This is a genomic window from Sporosarcina sp. resist (assembly GCF_014302295.1).
In the GTDB taxonomy this organism is placed as follows: domain Bacteria; phylum Bacillota; class Bacilli; order Bacillales_A; family Planococcaceae; genus Sporosarcina; species Sporosarcina psychrophila.
Genome location: NZ_CP060287.1, coordinates 998984 through 1022858 on the forward strand (window position 1 = coordinate 998984; position 23875 = coordinate 1022858).

General features: G+C 39.6%; 25 protein-coding genes. 24 read left to right on the plus strand and 1 reads right to left on the minus strand.

Features of this window, described 5'->3' with window-relative positions; translation table 11 throughout:
- The first annotated feature begins 1 nt into the window (after position 1).
- Positions 2–187 carry a hypothetical protein gene (locus H7992_RS04945; RefSeq protein WP_187046807.1) on the plus strand — a complete coding sequence of 62 codons (186 nt, stop codon included), beginning with the start codon at positions 2–4 and terminating at the stop codon, positions 185–187.
- A 159-nt stretch (positions 188–346) separates the two neighbouring features.
- Positions 347–499: a hypothetical protein gene (locus H7992_RS04950; RefSeq protein ID WP_187046808.1), complete on the plus strand. Its 153-nt coding sequence runs from the start codon at positions 347–349 to the stop codon at positions 497–499.
- Positions 500–513: 14 nt separating this feature from the next.
- On the opposite strand, the gene H7992_RS04955 is transcribed toward H7992_RS04950, so the two are convergent.
- A complete protein-coding gene (locus H7992_RS04955; protein ID WP_187046809.1) occupies positions 514–723 on the minus strand; it encodes a helix-turn-helix domain-containing protein in 210 nt (69 codons plus the stop codon).
- Between the two features lie 272 nt (positions 724–995).
- Between H7992_RS04955 and H7992_RS04960 the strand changes: the two genes are divergently transcribed.
- From H7992_RS04960 to H7992_RS05065, 22 genes are all read left to right on the plus strand, one after another.
- Entirely contained in the window at positions 996–2066 is a 1071-nt protein-coding gene (locus H7992_RS04960; RefSeq protein ID WP_187046810.1) for an S-layer homology domain-containing protein, read from the plus strand.
- Positions 2067–2142: 76 nt separating this feature from the next.
- A complete protein-coding gene (locus H7992_RS04965; RefSeq protein ID WP_187046811.1) occupies positions 2143–3429 on the plus strand; it encodes a hypothetical protein in 1287 nt (428 codons plus the stop codon).
- Positions 3430–3643: 214 nt separating this feature from the next.
- Positions 3644–6628 carry an RHS repeat domain-containing protein gene (locus H7992_RS04970; protein WP_187046812.1) on the plus strand — a complete coding sequence of 995 codons (2985 nt, stop codon included), beginning with the start codon at positions 3644–3646 and terminating at the stop codon, positions 6626–6628.
- Positions 6629–6976: 348 nt separating this feature from the next.
- Positions 6977–7795 carry a hypothetical protein gene (locus tag H7992_RS04975; protein ID WP_187046813.1) on the plus strand — a complete coding sequence of 273 codons (819 nt, stop codon included), beginning with the start codon at positions 6977–6979 and terminating at the stop codon, positions 7793–7795.
- A gap of 290 nt (positions 7796–8085) precedes the next feature.
- A complete protein-coding gene (locus H7992_RS04980; protein ID WP_187046814.1) occupies positions 8086–8262 on the plus strand; it encodes a hypothetical protein in 177 nt (58 codons plus the stop codon).
- A 60-nt stretch (positions 8263–8322) separates the two neighbouring features.
- Positions 8323–8517, plus strand: a complete 195-nt coding sequence (locus tag H7992_RS04985; protein WP_187046815.1) for a hypothetical protein — start codon at positions 8323–8325, stop codon at positions 8515–8517.
- Positions 8518–8520: 3 nt separating this feature from the next.
- Positions 8521–8757 carry a pilin gene (locus H7992_RS04990; protein WP_187046816.1) on the plus strand — a complete coding sequence of 79 codons (237 nt, stop codon included), beginning with the start codon at positions 8521–8523 and terminating at the stop codon, positions 8755–8757.
- A 91-nt stretch (positions 8758–8848) separates the two neighbouring features.
- Positions 8849–9829, plus strand: a complete 981-nt coding sequence (locus tag H7992_RS04995; protein ID WP_187046817.1) for a hypothetical protein — start codon at positions 8849–8851, stop codon at positions 9827–9829.
- Complete coding sequence (locus tag H7992_RS05000; RefSeq protein WP_255428667.1) at positions 9816–10844, plus strand: toprim domain-containing protein; 1029 nt, start codon at positions 9816–9818, stop codon at positions 10842–10844. The genes H7992_RS04995 and H7992_RS05000 overlap by 14 nt, the downstream gene beginning before the upstream one ends.
- Before the next feature lie 95 nt (positions 10845–10939).
- Entirely contained in the window at positions 10940–11362 is a 423-nt protein-coding gene (locus H7992_RS05005; RefSeq protein WP_187046819.1) for a hypothetical protein, read from the plus strand.
- Between the two features lie 82 nt (positions 11363–11444).
- Complete coding sequence (locus H7992_RS05010) at positions 11445–12257, plus strand: DUF6612 family protein (protein WP_187046820.1); 813 nt, start codon at positions 11445–11447, stop codon at positions 12255–12257.
- Between the two features lie 106 nt (positions 12258–12363).
- The gene (locus H7992_RS05015; RefSeq protein WP_187046821.1) at positions 12364–12711 is read left to right on the plus strand and encodes a hypothetical protein; all 348 of its coding nucleotides are present in this window, start codon (positions 12364–12366) and stop codon (positions 12709–12711) included.
- Between the two features lie 23 nt (positions 12712–12734).
- The gene (locus tag H7992_RS05020; protein WP_187046822.1) at positions 12735–12914 is read left to right on the plus strand and encodes a hypothetical protein; all 180 of its coding nucleotides are present in this window, start codon (positions 12735–12737) and stop codon (positions 12912–12914) included.
- A complete protein-coding gene (locus H7992_RS05025) occupies positions 12915–15170 on the plus strand; it encodes a VirD4-like conjugal transfer protein, CD1115 family (protein WP_187046823.1) in 2256 nt (751 codons plus the stop codon).
- A 1-nt stretch (position 15171) separates the two neighbouring features.
- Positions 15172–15876 (plus strand): flagellar assembly protein FlaJ, encoded by a 705-nt coding sequence (locus tag H7992_RS05030; RefSeq protein WP_187046824.1) that lies wholly within the window; start codon positions 15172–15174, stop codon positions 15874–15876.
- A gap of 39 nt (positions 15877–15915) precedes the next feature.
- Positions 15916–16152 carry a YdbC family protein gene (locus tag H7992_RS05035; RefSeq protein ID WP_187046825.1) on the plus strand — a complete coding sequence of 79 codons (237 nt, stop codon included), beginning with the start codon at positions 15916–15918 and terminating at the stop codon, positions 16150–16152.
- 22 nt (positions 16153–16174) lie between these two features.
- A complete protein-coding gene (locus tag H7992_RS05040) occupies positions 16175–17293 on the plus strand; it encodes an ATPase, T2SS/T4P/T4SS family (protein WP_187046826.1) in 1119 nt (372 codons plus the stop codon).
- Positions 17290–18033, plus strand: a complete 744-nt coding sequence (locus H7992_RS05045; protein WP_187046827.1) for a hypothetical protein — start codon at positions 17290–17292, stop codon at positions 18031–18033. Before H7992_RS05040 ends, H7992_RS05045 begins: the two co-directional genes overlap by 4 nt.
- Before the next feature lie 77 nt (positions 18034–18110).
- Positions 18111–20894, plus strand: a complete 2784-nt coding sequence (locus H7992_RS05050) for a pLS20_p028 family conjugation system transmembrane protein (RefSeq protein WP_187046828.1) — start codon at positions 18111–18113, stop codon at positions 20892–20894.
- Positions 20891–21229, plus strand: coding sequence for a DUF5592 family protein (locus H7992_RS05055; RefSeq protein ID WP_187046829.1), 339 nt, complete (start codon positions 20891–20893; stop codon positions 21227–21229). Before H7992_RS05050 ends, H7992_RS05055 begins: the two co-directional genes overlap by 4 nt.
- Entirely contained in the window at positions 21226–21906 is a 681-nt protein-coding gene (locus H7992_RS05060) for a TraC-like domain-containing protein (protein WP_255428595.1), read from the plus strand. Before H7992_RS05055 ends, H7992_RS05060 begins: the two co-directional genes overlap by 4 nt.
- Positions 21907–21921: 15 nt before the next feature.
- Entirely contained in the window at positions 21922–23874 is a 1953-nt protein-coding gene (locus H7992_RS05065; RefSeq protein ID WP_222618003.1) for a VirB4 family type IV secretion system protein, read from the plus strand.
- Position 23875 lies beyond the last annotated feature (1 nt).

Consider the following 23875-nt stretch of genomic DNA (forward strand, 5'->3'; position numbering starts at 1 on the left):
AATGCTATTCCTATTTCGAGAAAGTGAAAGTGAAAGTGAGAAGCCTGATTGGTGTATTGCCTACTACGATGAATTATCACCAAAAGAGAAATCTGATGTTGAACTAATAGTTGCGCGTTACTTTTCAATGTATTATCGAAACGAAACTAATCGTTGTAAGATTGAATATTTAATTTACGAAGAATAATTGCAGTAGACACATAAGGCATACTAAAAGAAGGTGAGGAAATGAAGTTCAGTTGCCTTTGGTGCAGTACGGGCTTCCGAAGATATAACAATAAAAAATACTGCAATTCCCTTTGCAGTATACAGGCGAAATGTGCGAGGGAAGGTAGGGGAAATAATAGTGGAATTACGAATTTGGGATTTGAATAAAGCTGTTGATGATAAACATGAAGAAATGGATTTTGTAGCGCATTACCCGCTTGAAATGTATAAGGACTTGGATAAGGAAGTGAAGGGAGTTAGCCCCTTCCCTTCCTTTTCTTTTCAAAGTTAAGAATGACTTCTGATTTACACTTTATCGTTATCCCCCAGGAAGAAAAATCCTTCGTATTTAACATCTAGTGCTTGGGCGATTTCTTGAAGCTCATTTTCAGAGAAGTTGTCGCGCTTGAATTTGTTATAAAGATTTTGGGGTTTTGTCTTGAGCAGGTCTGCTAGTTGAACGGTCGTCATTTTTTTCTTAATTAACAGTATCTTTATTTTTTCAGTCATTGCCATAATTGTTCACGCTCCTATTTCGAAAGATTATACATCATTATATATGATAATGATGTATAAAGCAACTAGATAAACACCTATTAACGTTGTTATATAATGTAAAATATGATATAATAAAACTATCAAGTTACATGTAAGTGGAAGGTTATTAATCGTAGTGATACTATTTTGGTACAATCTTGATACTTTTTAGATACTTTGTTAATGAGAATGTCGTGTATAATTTTAAGTGAAACCGATTAACCAATATTTTGTAGAAAAGGGAGAGATTAATGATGAAATCAAGAACAAAAAGTTTGTTTATGGCAGTGTTGGCTTCAAGTATTGTAATTCCAGCGATGGTGGTTCCGATTCAAGCGGATGCGGCTGTACAAAAACCGTTTAAGGATGTAAAGGAGAGCAGTCCGTATTATGACATTATCCATGAAATGCGGGATCAGGGGATTATTAGTGGGTATGAGAATGGCACGTTTAAATCAAGTGAAACGATTACTCGTAAGCATGCGGCTGCTCTTGTGAGTCGCGCGAAAGATTTGCCGGTAGTAGAGCCGTTCGTGAAGTTCAAGGATGTATCAGAAGAAAATGCCTATTTCAATGATGTGAAGAAATTGCAGCAAGCAGGTATTTTCGCTCCTGACAGCAAAGGGAATTTCAATCCCAACAAAGCACTTACTCGTGCTGAGATGGCTAAAGTGTTAGTGATTGCATTTGACTTGAAGGTAAAAGCGGATTATGAATTTCCGGATGTTCCGTCAAATCATGCATCGAGCAAGAATGTTAAAGCATTGTATTCCAACGGGATTACGACAGGAGACGATGGTTACTTTTTACCTACGGAATCGTTAACACGAGCACATTATGCGGTCTTCATGCACCGTGCGATGAACTTGGACACAGACTTTGTAGCAGAGCCAATTCCAAAATCGAGTAAACCAGTACCAGTACCAGTACCAGTACCAAAGCCAGATCCAGTAAAACCAACACCGAAGCCAGACACAGTTAATCCGGGTACGGGTATACTAACAGCTATGTATGATCACTTTTTAGATGTACCTTTACCACAAGGTGAAGAGTATAAGACATTAAGAGAAAAGCAAGAAAAGGAGCAAGCGAAAATTAGGGTAAAGGAAGTCCATAATAGAACAGGAGCTTTTTCAGTAAGTAAGTCGCTTGCGGAAGATAATCTTGTTAGTAATAGTGAAAAATTAGGAATTAAAAAAGAAGAACTTGTAGAAATTATTAACCAAGCGGTTGAGACTGGAAATGTATACGATGGAGGTAATTTCTCTCTATATTATAATTTCACTAAAGGGTCAGTGATTACAAGTTGGATTAATAACTAACTAAGAAGAAGGGATGATGTGCGTGAAAGGGACTATGAACAAGGTTGCTATATCCATAATGGTGGGATTTTTGTTATTGACACTAATATTTACAGGAGAAAATCAACAAGCCAATGCCGCAGTTGAAAAAATAACGATTAGAGGAATTCTTGCACATGATGCTGTGGGGATTGGGTTTGGAGCAGAACCAGATTCATATAACTCACTTAAAAGTATGATTGCGAATGATCCAGACAATCGAACGGGGTGGAGTGGATTTATCTCAGTATGCAATAACTCATTGAGTGTTGGTACAGATGGTAAACCTATATTAGACCCGGAAACGGGGAAACCGATATCACCGTGGGAAGAGAAAGATAGAGGTAATACCGATGATAGTGGACGGGATAAAATCTACAATGTATCCGATTATCAAAAGGAAATTGTTGCGAAATACGGACCAGAAGTCTATGAAAAAGCACTCAAATCAGGCAAATCGTTAGGGTATGAGACTGGTACAAAGACAGAAATATACAGTAAAAACCACCACCCATTGCCATGTACAGACGGGCAGGAAGGTTTCTACTACAACAACTTCGATTTCAACCTAACGATGACGTTTGAAGTTAAGATGGAAGAACCTGTGATCCCACCGCTTTCTGATGCTAAAGTGACGGGCAAAGTGTATTGGGAGTTGCAACGTTTGAAGGATGATGAGCCAAGTTATGTGGTCATATCCTCAGCGTTTCAAATACCAGAAGGAAAGCATTATGCGACACGAGAGGAATATCATTTGGCTTCATACGAGGGAGCCGTTTTAAAGGAACCAAGTCCGATTTCTGTTGAGACGCCTGGAATGCCATTGAAAGGAAGTACGTTGTCATATGGTTTTGAGTATGAATATACGGATGAACCGATTGGCTGGGAGTGTCATGAATGGGAAGAAGATGAAGATGGCGATGAGGATTGTGTGGATTGGCAATTTAACAAGGACCCTGATTGGGAAAAAGTTGAGTACGCCAATTTTTCAGATTCTATGAAAATTGATCACTCACAAGGAGAAAAGATTAAAGCCAGTTCACTTACAGAAATCTTAAAGAAAAAATGGGTTGTAGGAAGGATGGACGTTTTCGGACCATCAAAAACAAGTTCAGTCTACCATGAACGCTACCGAAAAGCGGATGATAATGATCGGAAAGATGTGTACAACCTGAAAACACAAACAACGCTGCCGATGACGCCAGGTAAGTTGATTTATGAGGTGGAATTGCCGTCGGGTGCACATGAAAATGCCGATTTTTATCCGTTGAAGAAGTCACAAAGTTCAGGGTTCTATCGTCCTGTTGAAGTGGATGAAAGCTTGAGAGAAGATTATAAAAAATAAGGTGTAACAGAAAGTCTGACTTGTCCTTTGGGATGGGTTAGGCTTTTTGTTTTGGAAGTAGGTACTTTCTTGATACTTTCCGGATACTATTTAGATACTTTTTTGGTACTCGGGATAGGTAGAAATGGTGTTACGGTAATGGTATGTAGGGAATTTATAATAGAAGAAGGGATGTGTTGGGGTGTATGCATTAGGGAAGAAAAGGAGGGTACTCGTGAGGGAGAAATCAGATTCACTTGTTGGGAGAAAGAAGCGTGGGCCTTTGTATAAAGTAGGGGCTTGGTTGTTGGTGTTACAGGTATTATTGGTGTCATTGGTTACAGATGTTGTTCCGGTGGCTGCTGCGGGAATGGGGCAGCAAAAAATATTCACCACGGCGGAAAGTGTTGATCAAACGCAAACACAAACGTTTACGATTCCTGGCTTGAAAAAGTTAAATGGGGCTACGGTAAATACGGGAAGTGTTGAAGTGGTCACTGTTGATGGGGAAAAAGTGACGGTTAAAGTTACAAATGGAGTTCGGACAAGGCGAGTTCAGACGGGTGGGGCATACACTCCGGGGACAAACCAAACAGAAATAGATTCCCGGACCAGTTCAGTAAATAGTTTTCCGGCTTCAATTGTAAAGAACGGTGTAACTCTAACAAAGGATGGAGGACCTTCCAGTTATCAGACTGGGGGTATTTACACACCAGCAGAAACGGAGTCATTTTATGAATATACAATGGGTTGGCCAGATGACGAGTACATGACCTGGGGTGGACCTAACGGGGCAGTGTATCATTTTAATACGGGTAGTGAGATCGTAGATATGATCTACGTCGGTGGTGGAGACAATATGCTGACGTGGTATGGACACAAAACAATAAAACCAGCAGTAGATACGCGAACCTATAGTTACATTCAAAAATATAAAGGCACGAAAATAATCAAGGAATCCGATACACGTACTTACGATAATTATTATCAGTATGCTGTGACGTTTGATTACAAAGGGGACACTACTGCTCCAACGATTGTCCTAACAGCTAATCCAACAGTACCGACGAATCAGGATGTTACGATAACGGCTAAAATTAAGGATATTGAGAAAACAACGTTTAACTCGTATGAAAGTACAAAAAATACACAAACACAAACGTTTAAAATTCCTCAAATGAAAAAGCTGGATAAGGTTACAGTGAACAACGGAAATGTTGAAGTGGTTAGTGTCGATGGGGAAAAAGTGACGGTTAAAGTTACAAATGGAGTTCGGACAAGGCGTGAGCAAACAGGTGGGGTTTACAGACCTCCATCAACACAAATAGAAATAGATTCCCTAACTAATACGACAAATAGTTTCCCAGCAACAGTTGTAAAAAACGGTATAACGCTGACAAAGAGTGGTTCTGTGACGACGAAAATAGTTGGGGGAATGGGGTCTGTAAGTAAACACGAGCGTATAGAAAGATGGAATGGTTCGAATGATTTCCCGAGCCATTTAAGTTACGATAAAGATGGGTATACAGGTACATTAAGTAAGAATGGGGATTATATGAAAGATGTTTCCTATAGTGAGTCTATGGAACCCTGTGGTTGGGGTCATGCGTTAGATGGGTGTGGAAAGTGGCGTACTGTTAAACATACACAGTACGGACAAGAATATTCAGGTATAGTGACAAACCCAAATGTAGATACAAGCACTACTCATTACACACAAAATTATAGAGGTGAAAAAGTAATACCGGTTGTAGATACGAGAACATATCAAGATTATTATCAGTATGCGGTTACGTTTGTATATGAGGGGGAGATTGCGGAGAAGAAATGGGCGAAAGGGCCGCAAGATATTGGGTATTTCAAAACTGCGGGCGAAACGCTTGTGAATGATCAATTTACGGTCAGTGAGAACGGAACGTATACAGTTTATGCGCGGGATGCTGCTGGGAATGAAGCCGTAGAAACGATAAAGATTGGCAATATATATAAAGACCCACCCACAATTACATTGAAGGCAAATCCGGTCACACTTACAAATAAGGATGTTGTGGTCATGGCTCGGGTCGTTAGTCCGATTGGGATTGCGGAGAAGAAATGGGCGAAAGGGAATCACGATACTGTCTATTTTGAAAAGAAAGGGACTGCACTGGGTGGAAGTTTTAAAGTCACTGAGAATGGTGTGTATACGGCGTTCGCGAAGGATAAAGTGGGGAACATGTCGGTAAAAACGATTCCGATTACCAACATAAATAAAATCCCACCTGCGATTCCGACATTTACAGCTACACCAACAACGGAAACTAAGGGACCTGTAGCAGTAACGATTTATTATTCGGGTGAATCAGTGTTGAAGCAGTATCGGACAGTAACAGGGACTGGATCAGGTGTTTGGAAGGAATATTTAGAACCAATTTCGCTGACAAGAAACGGTATTGTGGAAGCAAGGGGACAAGACCAAGCAGGAAACTGGTCTGCTGTTTCAAGAATTGTGATTACAAATATTGTGAAAGAAAATAATGGGGGAAATCCTCCTGGAGACGGGAGTGGCAGCGGAGGGAATTACGAGGTTCCGTTGCAACAAAAGCCGATGGATGATAGTGGGATGCAAGGATCGAACCGAACGTTTAAAGCTGAGTTTGTGTCAGACTTGTTCTTTACGACAAAGTATACAGGATTTATGACGGGCTATCCCTACGCAAACAAAGTGAGAGAATCAATTCTGAATGGTGGAGCAATGCCGAGTTTGAATGCTGTTGTCAACGAAGGAACAGCAAAATCGAAAACGGCTTATGAAAGTAAAACAGGACAGACATTTAAGGATGAATGGATGTTTACGGAGTCCGAAGAGAATGTGGAATCATTGCAGCGATATGCCATTCCAATTACTCCGTTGTCTGACTTAAAGCCAGGTGAAACTTATCAGAATGATATGGAACTAGTTGATATGGGGCTTAGCGATTTGGGTTTTGAGTATGATCAGACGTTTAGCTTTGATCATTATCTGTTCGGTTCGGGCGCTGACGAAGCATGGGTTATTGAGCAGCCCGAATCACGAGTGAAAGTGGATAGTGCGGATGTGAAAACGATTGTAATTACGAAGGAACAGCGTAACAAAATTATAGGAGAGGTAAAAGAGCGACCAACTGAGGATAAGCTTCATAATTTCCGTGTGACGGATCGTAACTTTACGGAAATGATTCGGAAAATAGTTGGATTTTAATAGAGTTAAAATATAGAGTCAGACTTGTCCTTTAATGGACGGGTCGGGCTTTTCTATTTTTGTTTTCGATTGATATTTTATAGATACTTTTAGGATACTTTATAGATACTTTGCTAGTGAAGTACGATGATAAGCTAATAGTATCAATGGAAACGTGACTGGCTGAATTAAAAGAGTCTGCTTATCCTTTGGTTATCTAAGAAATAAAAGGAGGTAGAACGGGATGGATCTAAAAAAAATGAAAGAAGTGATGAAGCCTTTCAGTTAAAAAGGACAGGTTATTGGTGAATTTTCAGTTTTGGAAAACGGAAGTTAATACACTAATAGAAACGTAGGAGGAATTGTGAATTGGAAATAATGAAAAAAGTGAAAAACGAAACGGTTTTTGGAAAAGTGAAGAAGGTTGCTCTTACAGGTACGGCACTTGCAATGATGGGTGGGCTGTTCATGGCTGGTGGTGGTCAGGCTTCAGCAAGTGAATTGAAGGTGAATCAAGGAAGTTATAATCACATCGAGTATTTGGATGCTGAAATATTGAAGCAGAAGAATCGAGAAAGTGCTGAACCCTATGTATCCAATGGAGAGGATACTGTGCGTAGGGCAGCCTTGGAGAAGAAATTTACTATCAGACTAGACGAATCGGACACATGGGTTGATAAACATCTTGAAGACCCTGCGTATACTTCGCACGAAGTATTAAAAGAAATAGCGAATTATGGTGTAAACGCTTCTCGTCAAGAACTAATCAAATACGGAATTCGTGCAGATAACTGGCAACCATATTATGCATTTTCGGCTATCGAGAGTCCCGCGTATTACGAACTCATTGACGGTAAATTCGTACAAAACAAAGTGTATTACGGAAACCTGATTGAATCTACATTCCGTTCGATTAATCAGTTGAAAGCAGAAGATAATATGCGAACGAGTAAAATCAACGTGGATTCCATTAAGGTGTTAGAGAAAACACTTGAAATCCGAATTGCTGATTATAAAGAAGCACCAGGCATTACACCTTATGTCTTAGGATTGAATCATAATGCTTCCGTAGCGAAAGAAAATGGCGTAGAAACGGTTGGCTCTGATTTCTATAACAGTAAGTGGAACCATATTGATGTAATGGATAAAGGGCAATTCAGAGATAAGGAAATGAAAAAAGTTGACTGATAAGATATTAAAGAAAGAAAAATTAGATTACAAATGACTGTAATAAAAGCCAAACCTTGTTATTAGAACAGGTTTGGCTTTTTTTGTTTGCTTATAAGCTGGTTCATGTTAGTAGATACTTTTTGGATACTTTTTCGGGACTTTTAAGGTACTTTTTTGAAACTTTTGTGCTGGAAATCGATGCTAAGCTATTAGTATCAAAGGAATATGCGTCGTGCGAATTATTGAAGGCACAGATCAAGACGTCCTTTGGTGGGAGGAAAATGAAAAGTAAAGGGGGTGGAAAATGAATGTCAAACTACAAGGCCGAAATTACGCTTATGATAGTAGCACTACTATGTTTTGGGATATTCGTACTATTTGCAAATGGTGTTATCGATCCGTTGGTTCAAACAATTGGTCAAGGATTTAAAACGATGGTTACTAACGTGTTTGGTGATGTTGGGGATTTACGTCCTGGAAAGTAAGGTAGGGGGCAACCCCTTCTTTTTTTTTTGAAAAACTAATCAGGTAGGAGTGAAGGTTCATTGTCTGGACAGAAAAAACGAACGAATGTGAAGCCAGATGGGTTTCAAGAGTTTGAACAGTTGGCGAAAAACATCATGGATGGACAAGGCGTCTCATATTTTGACTGGGTTCATCAAAAGCACCAAGAAGTGGTACTCAATTTCAATTTAACAAATAAAGATGAAATTGCAGAACTTGCAAAGGAGGTTGATTAATAGATGGATGATGTAATTGCAACGATTACGAATGTGACGGACGGGATTAAACCGGTTGCTCCGATACTTGCAGGACTAGTTCTTGTTATTATCGGTCTTTTGTGGACGTTTGCGAAAGATCCGCAAAAAAAGGAAGGGTATACAGGTTGGATGGTTAACGTCTTTATTGGATTTGCAATTGTGTATCTTGCAGCGTCCCTAGTTTCTTGGGCCGGTGGTAAAGTTGTAGGGTTTGGTTGATGAATGCCTGCCATGTAGAAAAGGGTCATCAAGCCTTGGCTTAAAGTCAATGCTTGATCCCTTTTATTTTTAGGGAAAGGATGGGATGTGGTTGTTACGGAAGTTGATGATTCGCTTTACTGGTGATGGCGATTATTTTCGAGAGATTGATGAAGAGCGAAACTATTTTTTGATTGAAGCAGAAGAGATTGTTGAAAAGATACGGAACCGTTTAGTGAAAGAAAAAAGAGTAGCAGCTCCAAAACCGTTCGAATTTTGGATTAATGGAAAATTAGCGGTCATCAGCCATGTGAATTTTGAAAGAAAAGAGAGTCTTCAAAAACAACTGGAACAGACGATTTTGACGTTTGATAGCTGGGATGAGGGCATTCGTTATAAATACGTGAATCTGTTAAAAGAATATGCGGAAGAGGAACGGCAATTGTTTTTAAACAGGGAGTTTCATGCGTTTGCTGTTCGATATGACCAGATGTTTGGAAATCCGGCTTATGAACCATTCCCATTAATACTGGATATCACGCATTTGAATCAACTATATGGGGCTGTTCAAAAGCATGTAACAACGGGGTTTTATTCAGAGTTGGAAAAGATTATGGAATCTATACAAACAGCATTTAATAAGTTGGCGATTGATGCATATGAAAAAGAAAGCGTGAATCAGCAAGAGGGATTCCAAAAGAAAAAAGAAATGACGGAAAAAGAAGTGATTGCCACTATCCGTGATGAAGCGGGGTTTCAACGGATTATACAGTATTTAGTGGCGTGTTATCAGTCGGTGACAAAAAGTCGTATTGAAGCATTATGTCCGCATTTTAGACCGTATCAGGAATTGCAAGATGTGTTGTTTAAGAAGGTGACGAAAGTAAGGAAGTTTTCGGATGCGTACAACGTTCATGTCTTGATGAATAAAGAAATTGAAGAAAAGTTTGACTCGATTATGTATCAAGGATTTGCGCTCGGGACGGATGAAATGGTGGAGTCGCTTGTGTTGAGTCCAGTCGTTCAGAAATATAAAGGAATAGTGAAAGGGCTATTGGAAGGCGGTGTTCTTGTTGGTGATGGGAGCAAGTAAAGCACAGGCATTGGTTTATCGTAGTGTTGAAGATGCATTGATGGAGTTGAATGCAAAGGATAAAGGAAGATACTTTCTTTGTACTTGTCCTGAGTGTAAAGAACAAGAAGCATTTATCTATAAAAACAATATTGGTTTGATTCAATGTAACCGTGAAAGTGAATGTGGGGAACGGTTGTTGTTAAGGTATGAAGAGAACCAAATGATGCCCGATTTGGTTAAGGAAGAAGAAAGAGGAGTGTTGACCAGGAAGCAATCGGAACAGTTGAAAAAATATACGAAAGTAATAGAGTTGTTTGTTAATAATATGTCGAGTGACCAATTAGATGAAAGCTATCGAGGGCTATCGAGGGAAACGACGACACCATTTATTGCAGATTTTTCAAATGAAAAAGGTGTCAAACGTATGTTTGAATTTGGAAGAGACTTGTTCCCGAAAGATTATTCGACAAATAATTGGATGTGTAAGCGGAATATCATGTTTCCGATATTTGGAGAAGATGGGATGGTAGACCGTGTGGTGCTGAGGTCAACGATTGAACCTGGTATTGAACCGAAAGAATTGCAGTTGATTGTCAATCCTTCGAGAGATACGAGGGATTTTTTTGTGGACATTTCGGATGATGGGAAAATAGTCGTCATTGGAGAAGCGTTATTAGATACGTTATCCTTTCGTGAAATCGATAAAGAAGTTGGGGTTCTCGCTTTAACGGGTGCTGCAAAAACTAGAAAACTGTGTGAGTATTTGGTTCAACATAAAGAGGAGTTAAAAGGGAAAAAGTTTGTACTTGCACTCGATAACGATGTGGCGGGACGCAAAGCGACGGAGAAGATTAGCAGGGTTTTGGATGATTTGAAACTGACCTATCAACCGTTTCAATTCCCTTCATCTATAAATGATGCAAATGAATTTTTGAATGAAGATCGAGCTGCGTTTGAAAAGAAGTGGAATGAAACGGCGAGGTTTTTTGACAGGAAACGGAAAGGAAGGGGGGAAATGTTTTCTGAACGCTGATGGATTGGTTTGGTAATGATGGCTGTGTGATGAACTGAATCATTTAAGGGATTATATCACAGGAGGGAAAAACTAAAAGTGGGTGATACGAATTGATGACGCCGTTTAAGTGGTTCATGGTTTCAATTGTTGCGATTATGTTTGTATTGATTCTATTGTATGATTCGTCAGTTCAAAATATTGCAACGAGGACTACAGCGGAAGTAGATGTGTTGTCGGATACAGTAGGGGCTGGGCTTATTCGTGCAAGTTTGAATGAGGACGGGGCGTTGGAAGAGGGAACGACTTATTTGGATAAGGATGAAGTTGTTGCGAATTTAGTAGCGGATATTGTGGCAGCACAAAAAAATCTGAACTATGACGTTAAATTCGATTATGTATTTGTTGATGATAGTGGAAGCGTGACGACGGATGATAAGAAGATTCGTGGGATACAGTTTCGGGTTCAATATGTGAATGATAAAGGGACAATAAAAGGGACAGCCGAACGGCATTTGACATTGAACCAGTTGAAATAACGGAAAACGATGGTCGCTCGTTTAGTTGAAAAAAGTTGAGGACTAGACAAAAATGGCGAGTCGAAAAGGGGGGATTGGGAAGATGAAAAGAGGAAGGAAATGGTTGACGTTAGGGTTAGTGGTGTTGGCCCTTGTGGGGTGTGAGGAAAAGAAAGAGTCAAAGGAAGAGAAAACGGTGTTAAAGGATGACGGGAAAGCGGAAGAGATTTACGGAGAGATGAAAACCGTTGTGAATGAAGCAGGAAGTATGAACATCGTGATGAAAGCAGATCAGTCTATTGTCACGGTGGATATGGGTGAGGAATTAGAAACTAATATCGAAGTGGAAACTGTATTTACGAAAGAACCTGCTGCTGTGTATGAGGAAAAGCAGTATTCAAACGCACTTTACGGAGATTTTTCGTTTGAAAGGTATGTAACGGAAGCTGTAATTTATGATAGTGGTTACTTGGATGAGGAGGGGGTTGTGCAATGGAGAAAGTCAAAGAATGAGGAAGAACTTGTGATTGCGGAAAGTTATCAAAGTTTGCAATCAATGATTGATGCGTTTATTCCGTATGCTGATTCCTTTTCAATAGAAGAAAAAGAGAATACCATACAGTTAAATTTGGCTGTTCAAAGTGGAAAGAATAAAAAATTGGATGAACTCGTGAAGATGTTGACCGAAAATGAATTTGAAGAGGGAACAGTAAAGGAATTGAAAGCGGAATTCTTAGTTGAAAAAAAGACGTTTGAATTACTCTCGTTCGTAAATGAATTGGCTATGGATGTGGAAAATGAATCTGGGAAAGTAACATACGAACATGTTATTGATATGAAGATTAATCAGTATAACAAAGTTGAGAAAATTGATGCGCCGAAGAGTGTTGTTGATCAAGCAGTGGAAGTAAAATAGTAGTCAATAATACGCATAAGCGTAGAAGTGGGGGCTTATTATTTGAGTTGTTAAAAAGTAAATGGTCTTTAAGGAGATTGTTAATAGAAAGGAGTGTAGGTGGTTTATGTCGCAAATGAAAGGCGCGATTTTTGCTATGGCGGTTTTTGTTGGGGTTGTTATTCCATTTTTTCTGATGATGGGTATTGGCAGCTTACACCAACATGCATTTTTGAAAACGACTACTGAACTTTCTGAATTAGTGAAGGAAGAAGGGGGCGTTTCGGAAAAAGTGAACCAGGTGGTTGATCAGCTTGGTGACAGGGGATATTCTATTAGTTTTTCGAAGACGGGAATTGTGGAGTTTGGGGAAGAAATAGCGATTTATTATCACTATGAATATAAAGGCGTAAGGGGAGTAGAAGAGTTAAATACAAGTAATACTGTGACAATAGCGAAACGAAATAGTGGATAAAAGTGATGAAAAAGAGAGTGATTGTGACAAACATGATACTAGTCCTATTTTGCTTGATGACAGTTTTCACGCTGTTTGTGGGAATTTTAGTGAAAGAGAATGCGAAAGAAAATATATATGAAGAAGAACACGATTCAAGCGTTTTTGTCTTGGAAATGTGTTCTTTTTTGATGGCGAAAAATGTTTGGAAAGGAGAAGGGTAGATGTCCAACCAGAAATTTTTAGAGAGATTGTCTGAACCGAAAATATTAGTTGTCTTTACGCTGTTATATCTCCTAGCAATGTTCTTTGTAGCAAATTTGTTGTTAGCATTCTTGCAAGCGATCATATCTACGGTACAACAATTTTCGGCTAATGCGGATAACGCGACGTTTAGTTTAGATTGGAGAAGTGTATTTGTATACCAAGCCGCGTTGATTGGCTATTACATCGGATTTTACATTGTTGTCGGGATTGGACTAGTGAAGTTCATTTTTAATATGCGGATGAACTTTGTCGATTTGAATAAAGGGCAACATGGTACGAGTGAATTTGAAAAAGTAAAAGAGTTGAAGAAGCAATATAAGATTATCCCTGCTACTAAAAATGAATATGACGGGGATGGGGGCGTGATTATTGCAGGATTACAAGAGAAATGGAAACCCTATCAACTCATGATTGATGAAGGGCCGATTCATACAATGCTTATCGGTATAACTCGCTCGGGTAAAGGGGAAACGTGGGTTATCCCAATGATAGATGTGCTAAGCCGTGCAAAGAATAAACCGTCTTTGGTTATCAATGATCCGAAGGGGGAACTTACGGCTAGCAGTTACGATAAATTGATTGAACGTGGGTATGAAGTGCATGTCTTTAATCTGATTCAGCAGCATATGGGAATGGGTTTTAATCCATTGCAATTGGTGGTAGATGCATGGAAAACAGGCAATACAAGTTTGGCACAACAGTATGCGAATAGTGTGGCGTTTAGTTTGTATAATGACCCAAATGCAAAGGACCCATTTTGGTCGAACTCGGCAAAGTCGTTAGTAAACGCGATAATTTTAGCCATGACCGAAGATGCGATAGCGATGGGGAAAGAAGAAAAAATCAATATGTATTCGGTCGCGAACTTTCTATCTACATTTGGTAGCGATAATGATGAAGAAACGGGAGATAATGCACTTGATTTGTTTTTCAAAGCAAGGGATGAAAACAATCCGGCTCGAATGATGTATGCGACGTCGAACTTTGCTGCGGGGAATACAAGGGCGAGTATATTCTCCACTGCGATGGATAAGTTACAGATTTTCACGTTAGAGCCAAATGCGAAGTTGACAAGTTATAACAGTATGAAACTAACGGATATAGGGTTTGGGGAGAAGCCCATTGTTGTATTCATGGTAACGCCAGACTTCGATTCATCGAATCACGTTCTCGCTAGTATCTTTGTGAGTCAGTTGTATCGAGTTAATGCGGAAAAGGCGACCATGAGTCCGAGTGGAAAAATGAATAGACACGTTCATTTTCTATTAGATGAGTTTGGAAATATGCCGACGATTCATGGGATGGCGGGCATGGTTACCGTTGGTGCGGGACGTGGTTTCCGGTTCCATTTAATTGTTCAAGCGTACTCGCAATTGAAAGCTTCATATGGAGATGATTCCGATACGATTATCGGTAACTGCTCAAATCAGATTTATATCTTGACGAAGGACAAAGCGACTGCTGAACAATATTCCGCTTTGATTGGGAGCAGAACGATTACAGATGTGAGCCGAAGTGGAAAGTTGTTATCAACCGATAAGTCACATAATGAATCTGTGAAGGAACGACCGCTTCTTATGCCTGATGAGTTGATGCAGTTAAAAGAAGGGCAGTCCGTTGTTGTCCGTGCAAATAAGAGACAAGATAACAAGCGAAGAAAAATCATTCCGAAACCAATATTTAACCGTGATGTGACATCACATAAGTTTAGGTGGGAATATTTAGCGGATGACTTCGACAACTCGAAATCTATTTTATCTTTACCGTTAATGTCCACACAATATCATGATCTTAATATGACAGAAATGGTGTTTACGTCGAAAAGTGAAAAGGATCAGTATCAGCGAATGGCATCTGTAATGGGGAACGAACAGTTCGCTAAATTATTCAAGGCGTTAAGGAAGGGAATAAAAACGGAGGACTTGATTGAGAAATATAATGAGGACTTTCAACAGTGGACATTCCTTCATTTATTGAGTTACTTGACCTATGAAACCGACGCTCCTATTAATTTTATTAGAAGCCAGGTGTATTCGAATATTGAACAATTCATGCCAGATTTGGTGTTAAGGGAGTGGATGGATAAAATCAACATGATTCGAGTCGTTCAACGTGAAGCGGCTTTAGAAGAATTGAAGAATGAACAGTCAGTAGAAGAGGGTGTAAATGAAGTAGATAGATTGAAAAAAGAAATAATGGAGGGGGATTCGTAAGATGCTTGCAGAGTTGTGGAAAGAACAACAATTAGAAGGGTATTTGAGTTATTTTAAAAGAGAAAAAAAGAGTTTTACTCTCTCACGTTTGATTTTTGGTGTGATAATAACGTTTCTCTTCTTAATAATTATTCTGATGACAGGGAAGAATTTGTTGTATATTGCTACACCAGTAGCTTTTTTTGTTGGCTATAAATATGCGTACTTCAATCTAATGATGAGTCGAAGGAAAATGGACTTGATGAACGCTTTTCTATTCCCTGAATTCCTTCAAAGTTTTATGGCGTTGTTGTCGTCGTCAGGCAACGTGTATCAGACGCTGAAACAGTCTGTTACGTATACTTCTGAACCGTTAAAAAGCGAGTTAGAAAAATTGGTCTTGAAAATTGAAGATGGGAATAAGCGGAACGATTATTTGACATTTGCGGAATATATCAGTTCAAGTGAAGCTTATATGATTATGGATATGATTTATCAGTTTAGTGAGTTTGGCGTGAAAAAAGAAGCATTGCAGGAGTTGGATCTCTATATTCAAAATTTACAAGAGAACAAGATTGATGATTTGATTGTGAGTAAGATGGGAGCGATGGATAATTTCGGGATGATTCCGATTCTCATTGCATTGTTTCTAACGGGTGGATTTGCGGGGGTAGTTTTTATGTTCTTTATGGGTGATCTTACGGGTGCGTTGAATGTTATGCCATAAAGCTAATTGGTGTGATGGAGAAAGGAGGGAGGAAGGTGGATGCGACGGGAGTTTGAGGTTGTTAAGGAAATCGCTGTGTTAAGAACGGCGGAAACAGGGTGGACGCTCGAATTTAATTTAGTTAGCTGGTATAGGAAAGAACAGAAATATGATATTCGCTGGTGGTCACCTGGTAAGGAGAGAGTAGGGAAAGGCCTTGCATTATCGAATGAGGATATTAATAATTTGGGAATTCTATTGAAACAATTACAAGATGTAAAAGTAGGTCACCAATAGGTGAAAGGGGAAATCAAAACTTATGAAAGAACAAGAAAATAGAATTCAAGATACTTTGCAGAAAAGTTTTATCGGAGACTATTTGAAAGATGAAGAGATTACGGATATTAGCTTTAATGGAACGTCGTTACGGTTGCAACATAATGAAAAAGGTCGTTACCCAGCAGACAAACAGCCTTCGATAGAAGACGTAAAGCGTCTAATTAAACAGATTGCAGATGCTCAAAAGAAAACATTTACAAATAGTGAACCTGAACTAAACACGGAAATCGGTTTTTTGCGGTTAAATGCGATGCATGAGGCAATTAGTCCTGATGGGATGACATTTGCTATTAGGGTGTCACGACCGAGGTTGGTTGTTTCCTCGATTGCAGAGTTTACGATAGGTAAAGGTGATGAAGTAGAGGGTTTGTTAAAAGTTCTTATACTTTCCGAAAGTAATGTCATTATAAGTGGGCGTACAGGAGTAGGGAAAACGGAGTTCCAAAAATTACTTGTCAGTTTTATACCTGATGACTCTAAAATTACTTTGATCGAGGATACAAGGGATAGCCATATAAAATCGATCTTTCCAGAAAAAGATATAAATAGTTGGCAGACGATTCTGGGTCTATTTACTATGTCTGCTGCTGTACAAGCGGGATTACGAAATAACCCGGACTGGGCTATTATTGCAGAAACACGTGGAGTGGAAGCAGCGGACGTGTTGGATAGTGCGAAAACTGATCACGCTATTATTACTACCCTTCACGCTAAAGGTGCTATGAATATTCCCTCCCGTTTTATTCCAATGATTCGTCAATCATCAGCTTACGCAATAATTGACGATCAACTGATAGGAAATGAAATCGTTGAGTTCTTACGTTTCGGGATTCATTTACATTCGTTTATGGAAGATGGCAAGAGAGTTAGAAGAATTAAAGAAATTGTCGAATATACAGACTTTACTAAGAAAGGTGCAGAAGGTGTTTATTTGTATCGACATTTAAATATGTATGAAGAAGCGACGAATACGTATGTGTCCAAAGAGTTTTTTGAACCGTTATCGGAGCAGTCACTTGAAAATTTAAAGGATAAACAATTGTATCATTTGTTGTCGGATGTGTTTAAACAGAATAACAGCAAGGAGGAATCGCTGTGAATACACAAACTCGGAAAGAATTACTGACTCTTTTTAGAGGGTGGGAAATCCTGTTTTATATGATTGGCTGGTTTATTGTAAATTACTTGTTTTTTTATGTGGCTTCAAAAAATCCATTGGTTAGCGTTTGTGTTGGGATTGTAGGAGCACTGTTTTTCTTTTTCGTGTTTTCGTATAAGAATCTACGATTGAAAACCTATCAATTTCAATTGAATGAACTATTGAAGTATGTGACGAATATGTCGTTTTATTTGAAAACCGGAGAGAATGTACTACATGCGTTAGAGAACGTGAAAGAAACACTTCATACTTCAATTCAAAAAGATGTAGAGAAAAGTATTCAAGGTATGCGGAATGATGCAGTTTTACAAACCGGCCACTTCGGAAAATATGATTTTCCTACGTTAAATCAATTTCACCAAAACTTGGTAATTAAATATGAACACGGTGGCGATCCGGGAGAGTTGTTTAGTCGTATTCAGAAGAATATGATTACAGAATTGAAAAAACGGGATGAATTGTACCGAAAACGAAAAGCATTTGCGTTTAGTGTGTATATGCTACTTGGGATGGTTATGTCGATTGAGTTGATGTTACGATTTGTCGTTCCAGAGTTGTGGGATATGTTTTTGAGTTTTGAATTTGCGAGTATGGCTGTATTGTTAATGGCTCATCTTTTTGCGTTTTTGAATTTGTTTTTTTTGCAGAAGAAAACAGTTGATATATCTGTTCGTTATTAAAAACAAGGGAAAAGAAAAAATCTACCATATCGTGTAGGTTTTTTTGTTTTTCTTTAAAAAGAAAGGGGTGAAACACTTTGGACGAACAGGAAATTGTTGAACAGCACAAGTTACTAGATTATATATTGCATGTGAATGACGGCTTTTTGTGGCAAGATTTATTCCGTGCCATTGGGGGAGGATTAGTCTATTTATTAAGTTGGCTAAACAACTTTCTGGAAGATATTGTGATGAAGATAATTACGTTGAATGATTTTTATTCGACAGGTGCAATGGGAGAGTTTATGCAAGTTGCACGTCCAATTATATGGGGCGTGTTTTTTATTGCCCTTTTTGTACTTGGTTTTCAAATTATGATGAATAAAATTGAGAAACGAAACGAAGTGTTGCTGAATGTTATCATGGCGGTTTGTTTTATCGTTGTGATTCCCGATTTAATGACGAATATGGGGAAAGTGCTAAACGTTGGTGTTCATGCGTTGAATCCCGATAAAACGACATTAGCGGGAAATATGGTAAAAAGTAATGTTGCGGACGTTCTATATTATGCCGAGAACGATTTTCAGTTTGCCGAGGGAAGAGGGAGTGAAAGTTTACCGCCAAGACCGGCAAGTAAAGAATCAAGTTCAATTGGAACAACCGATTTTACATATGCTAATCGGCTGACAGAAAAATCGGCTTTACATGTTCCGTTTACACAAAAGTTGGATTTTCATGAAGATGAAGGTTGGTTTAGTTGGACGACGGAAGATTGGGTAAAAGGGTTAAGTGATGATGCAAAAGAAGTTTTGAAAAATGAGACTGTTTCTACAGGAATAGGTGATGGGTACTATATTGAACCGTTAGAAAAAAATGCGATTAGTATGACGAAAATTGGTCGTGAAACATATTATAGATACCACGTTAACTGGTTTTCACTACTTTTTTCATTATTTGTTACCACCATTGCATTAGGCATTACCATTATAAAAATTGGTCGCGCGATTTTTGATTTGGCGTTTCACCAACTTTTCGGCATGTTTATTGCGGCCAGTGATTTGACAGGTGGGCAACGAACGAAAAAAGTGATGGTTGAAATTATGAATACGTTCGCCGTGATGTTCATTATGATGCTGCTGTTGCAAATGTTCATCCTGTTTAGTACGTGGGCGAATGGATTGAAAACGGATATTGGGTCAATTGGAGTTCTAATCCTGTTAATTGCGGGGGCTTGGGCGTTAATTGATGCGCCTGATATTGTGCAACGAATGTTAGGTATTGATGCGGGATTGCGTAGTGGGTGGCAAGCTGCAATGGGTGCATATGCGGGTGTCAAAACTGCGGGAGCTGTTGGGAATGGTGCTTTAGGCATTGGGAAAAAAGCATTGGATGTTGGGAAAGGTGGAATTGGTGCGGCTGCTGGGGGAGCGAATTTTGCGAAACGAGCTGTTGAAGGGATGCGGAGTGAAACACCAGGGGAATTAGCAGGAGGACAGGGACCGAGAACGCCAGTGAAGGATATGCCTGGTAAAGTGGATGCTGGAGATAAGGATGAGGATCAAAATCGAGGAATGGATGAAAATATGTCAAGTGGTCTGACACAGGAAGATGATGGGAGTAACCGAGCTGACCTAGTACCGTTGAGAGATAATGATGGCAAAGTGATTCCTTCGAGTGATACAAATCTTTTAAGTGCGGATAGTGAAAGTGTAAGACCTAATAAAAATGCCGAATCTTCCGCAGGGGATTCGCGAGGGCATGTAATGAAACAAGCGAATCCTCCACGATTAAAAGGAACACTAGAAGCGTTGCGACAAGCTAGGAAGATGAATGTGTCGAAGGGTCAATTAGCAACGATAGCGGCGGTGACTGGTGGGGCTGCGGTTGGTGCGGCGGTTGGTTCAAAACTTGGAGGTAACGGTGGAAATGAGCGGCAAAATGTCGCTAGTATGCCAGACGGAATGCAAACATCGGCTCAAGGGCTACCTATTGAAGCAGCGGATGCAACAGCCGGGCTATTGGGTGGAAATGCTGATAGGCAAGATGTAGGGCAGGTTCCTGAAAGCGGAGTTTCGCCGGGTTCGGGTACTAGGGCTCAAGCAGGTTCAGGTCAACAAGCCGAAGTGATGAGAATGTCTGAACAAACCCCGATAATTGCGGGTAGTCATAATGCCCAAACAGGTTCTTCAGCGCCTGTAGTTAAACAAGCAAGTCCTCAACGTCTTCAAGGTTCACAAGAAACGTTGCAACAAGCTAGGAAGATGAATGTGTCGAAGGGTCAATTAGCAACGATAGCGGCGGTGACTGGCGGGGCTGCGATTGGTTCGAAACTCGCAAGCCGTGGTAAAGCAAGGGGGAATGTGAAGGATACTGTTAATGGATCGCAACAATCAATGGGACAAGTGCAACATACGGGACCACGACAAGAGATTTCTAGTATGCCAGTGCAGACAGAGGGCCTTGGTAGTCGTACAGGTTCTTCGGGGTCTGTAACGAAACAAGCGAGTCCTCAAGGCCCACAAGAAACCTTCAATGGTGGTATGGGTTCAGGAGCGCCTAAATCGGATAGTGGTGGTCAACGACAAGGTGGGCAAGGAGTTGTTCAAAATGGTGCAAGAACTGAAACTAATTCGGGGACATTCACTCCAGGAGAAAAAGCGCGTTTTGGTCATAAAGAAGTGGTGCATACAAACACAGTTCTTGGAGCGAGGAAGTCTGTGAAACAATTAAAAGAAACGGTGAATCGTGCCGGAAATAGTGGATTTTCATTAGGACAAAATATGCGCCGTCTTGGAAAACGATTCGAGAAACAAGATCCGACTAAAGTAAATAATCCGTTGGTGCGAGATACAGTCAGAAAAACGGGGGATGACGATGAATGAGGTATGAAATTCCGAAAGAAATAAAGGCTAAGCCGAAAATTGTTGGATTGGAAATGAAGGAGCTAGTGATTTTACTCATTAGCTTCTTTCTTGTGTTTACGATGTTGAAAGATATGGTACATGGCGTGTTTATGATTCCATATTTTGTTGTTGTGGGTTCAACTTTATTTTGGATTGTGATGCCTTCCCGAAATAATCCAAGATTAAAAAATTATATGTCGATTTATTTGTATTTCAAACAGGATAAACAGACGTACCACGCTATGGATACCCAAAAAATCATGAATGAATATATGTTTGGGGAGAACGAGGAGCGAGAGGGGGATGAACGGTGAATTTGGATTTAGATAAGCACGGAGAAACAGAAGAATTGAAACCGATAATCGTACCTACGTATTCGGAGGAAAAGGAAGAAAAAGTGGGGTTGATTGATAAGGTTCCGCTCTTAAAAAAGTTAAAAGGGGCTGCAAAGAAAAAATCAGCACCTACGAAAACACAAAAAAAGGAAAGGGTTTTGCGGCAAACATCGCATATTCTTCCTTTCGTTCAAATTGAAGAAGAGTGTATTACGCTCAAAACAGGTGTGATGGATATTTTTCAAATTACAACGAAGGATTTATATTCGTTAAATGATGATGATATGCAATTTTTGTTGTTGTCACAGGCGCGGTTTTATCGGAGCTATGCGTCGTCGTACAAAACAGTAGCGTTGAATTTCCCATCAAATACGGAAAAGCAGAAGAATTATTGGTCAAAGAAAAAAGAAAAAACGACGGATTCGTTACGTATTCGCTTTATTGAACGAAAGTTATTCGAATTAAATTTCTTGGAGAGAGAACGGACGAATCGTGAGTTTTTTATGTTTGTATATGCAGATACACCGCAACAATTGGAAGAAGAAAAAAATCAATCCCTCCGAGGTATGCGACAGTCCTTTCCGTTAGAAAGTTTGTCGATTGATAAGAAACAAGATGTGCTATTTATGCTTGCGAACCAAAATTCGAAGTTATAAGGGGGAAGAAATTAGATGAATTTTCTCGGGAAAATTAAAGGGACGAAAAAAGGGGCTCAAAATGAAAGGAAGGGTATACGAACAAAAGGTGACCCTGCTTTCTTGGCTGCTATCCAACCGCAAGGGGGCGTTAATTTTAAAGACAAGTACATTCAAAAAGGGGATGGGTATGAAGGGTGTATCCATATTTGGGATTATCCGAGTTCGGCAAATGAATTATGGTTAGAAAAGATTATGTCGATGCGTGATGTAATCGCTGTTCAAGACGTGGCGACGATGAAAAAAGATGAAGCGGTGAGCGCCATTAACAAAAGCATGCTCGAACAGCAAGTACGCTATTCGAGTGCGAAACAAGAATCGGAAAAAATGGACGCACAAAATAGTCATCGGGAATTGGAAGGTTTATATCAAGAAATATCGCAAATGGGCGAAGTCGTTAAAATGATTGAAATCCGTTTATTTGTTCATGCGCCAACATTGATTGAATTGGAAAGAAAAGTGCAAACAGTCGAATCTGATTTGAATTCGTTTGGATATAAAGGGGGCATATTCTTAAATGAAACGGGTTGGGAATGGCAGTCGTTGTTTGCGTCCTATGAAGAACAGCAGAAAATGCCTAATAAACGTGAGGGGAAAGGGTTGCCTGCCCTCACACTAGCAGCGGGATTGCCGTATCACTTTTCGGAGTTGAATGATAAGAATGGAAGTTATTTAGGGGCAACGTTTACTGGCGGGAATGTGTTGTTTGATATGTTTCATCGGGATAAAAAAAGGCGGTTCTATAACGCGGTTGTCGTTGGGACGATGGGTGCAGGGAAATCGACATTGTTAAAAAAGTTAATGATGGACAATGCGTGTCGGGGGAATTTCATACGAGGGTTTGATGTGACAGGTGAATTTGAGACACTCGTTCATGAACTAAATGGACAAAATATTAGCTTAGATGGTAGCCAAGGCATTATTAATCCACTTCAAATTTATCGGTTACAAGACGGGGAAGATACGAAAAGTGAAGAGTTAAGTTTCATGCAACATTTATCCAAAGTCGCTACGTTTTACGAGTTCCTAGCAAATGATCCGGCGACGGAAGAGTTAGAAGAGTTTAAAAAAGTATTGCGGTCTTTCTATGAGTCGTTAGGCTTTACAGAACGGATTCAAACAACTGGTGTAACGAATTTGGCGAACGATGCGTATCCGATATTCAGTGATTTTCTTTCGTTTGTACAGCATGAGTTGTATGAAAAACCCAAAAAACGAATTATCCGAACTGAACTTTCAATAGCGAGGGCGAATCGGTTAGAGAAAATTGAGTTGGTTCTGGATAACCTGGTGCATAGTTATTCGCATTTGTTTAACGGTCATACGACGTTGCCAGAATTTACGAATGAACAGGTCATTTTCTTTTCGATTCGAAATTTAACAAGGCTGGCAAAAAATGTGTTCAATGCGCAAATGTTTAATGCGTTGACGCTTATTTGGGATAACTTGATTCAAATTGGCGCGCCACAAATGAAGGGGATTTATGAAGATAAAGCCTTTAATGAAGATGATGTGGCACGGTTTTTAGTCATTATAGATGAAGCGCACCGCTTGGTTAATTCCGAAAATATGTTGGCCGTTAGTTTTCTAACAGACTTTTCGAGAGAAGCAAGGAAGTATTTCGGTGGGTTAATTCTTGCCAGTCAATCCATTCGAGATTTTGTACCTGATCATGCTGATACGGAAGTCGTGACGAAGATTCGGACGTTGTTTGAGTTAACTCAATACAAGTTTATTATGCAACAAGACTCGAATACGTTAGATGCCATGCGTATGATTTTCGAAGGGCAAACGAGTGAAAGTGAGTTGGCGCAAATACCCCAATTTCAACAAGGAGATTGTTTGTTGTCTATTAACGGGGTTGGAAATTTGATGTTTAGTGTGGAAGCATCCGATGAAGAATTAGCTATGTTCAGGGGAGGTATGTAAT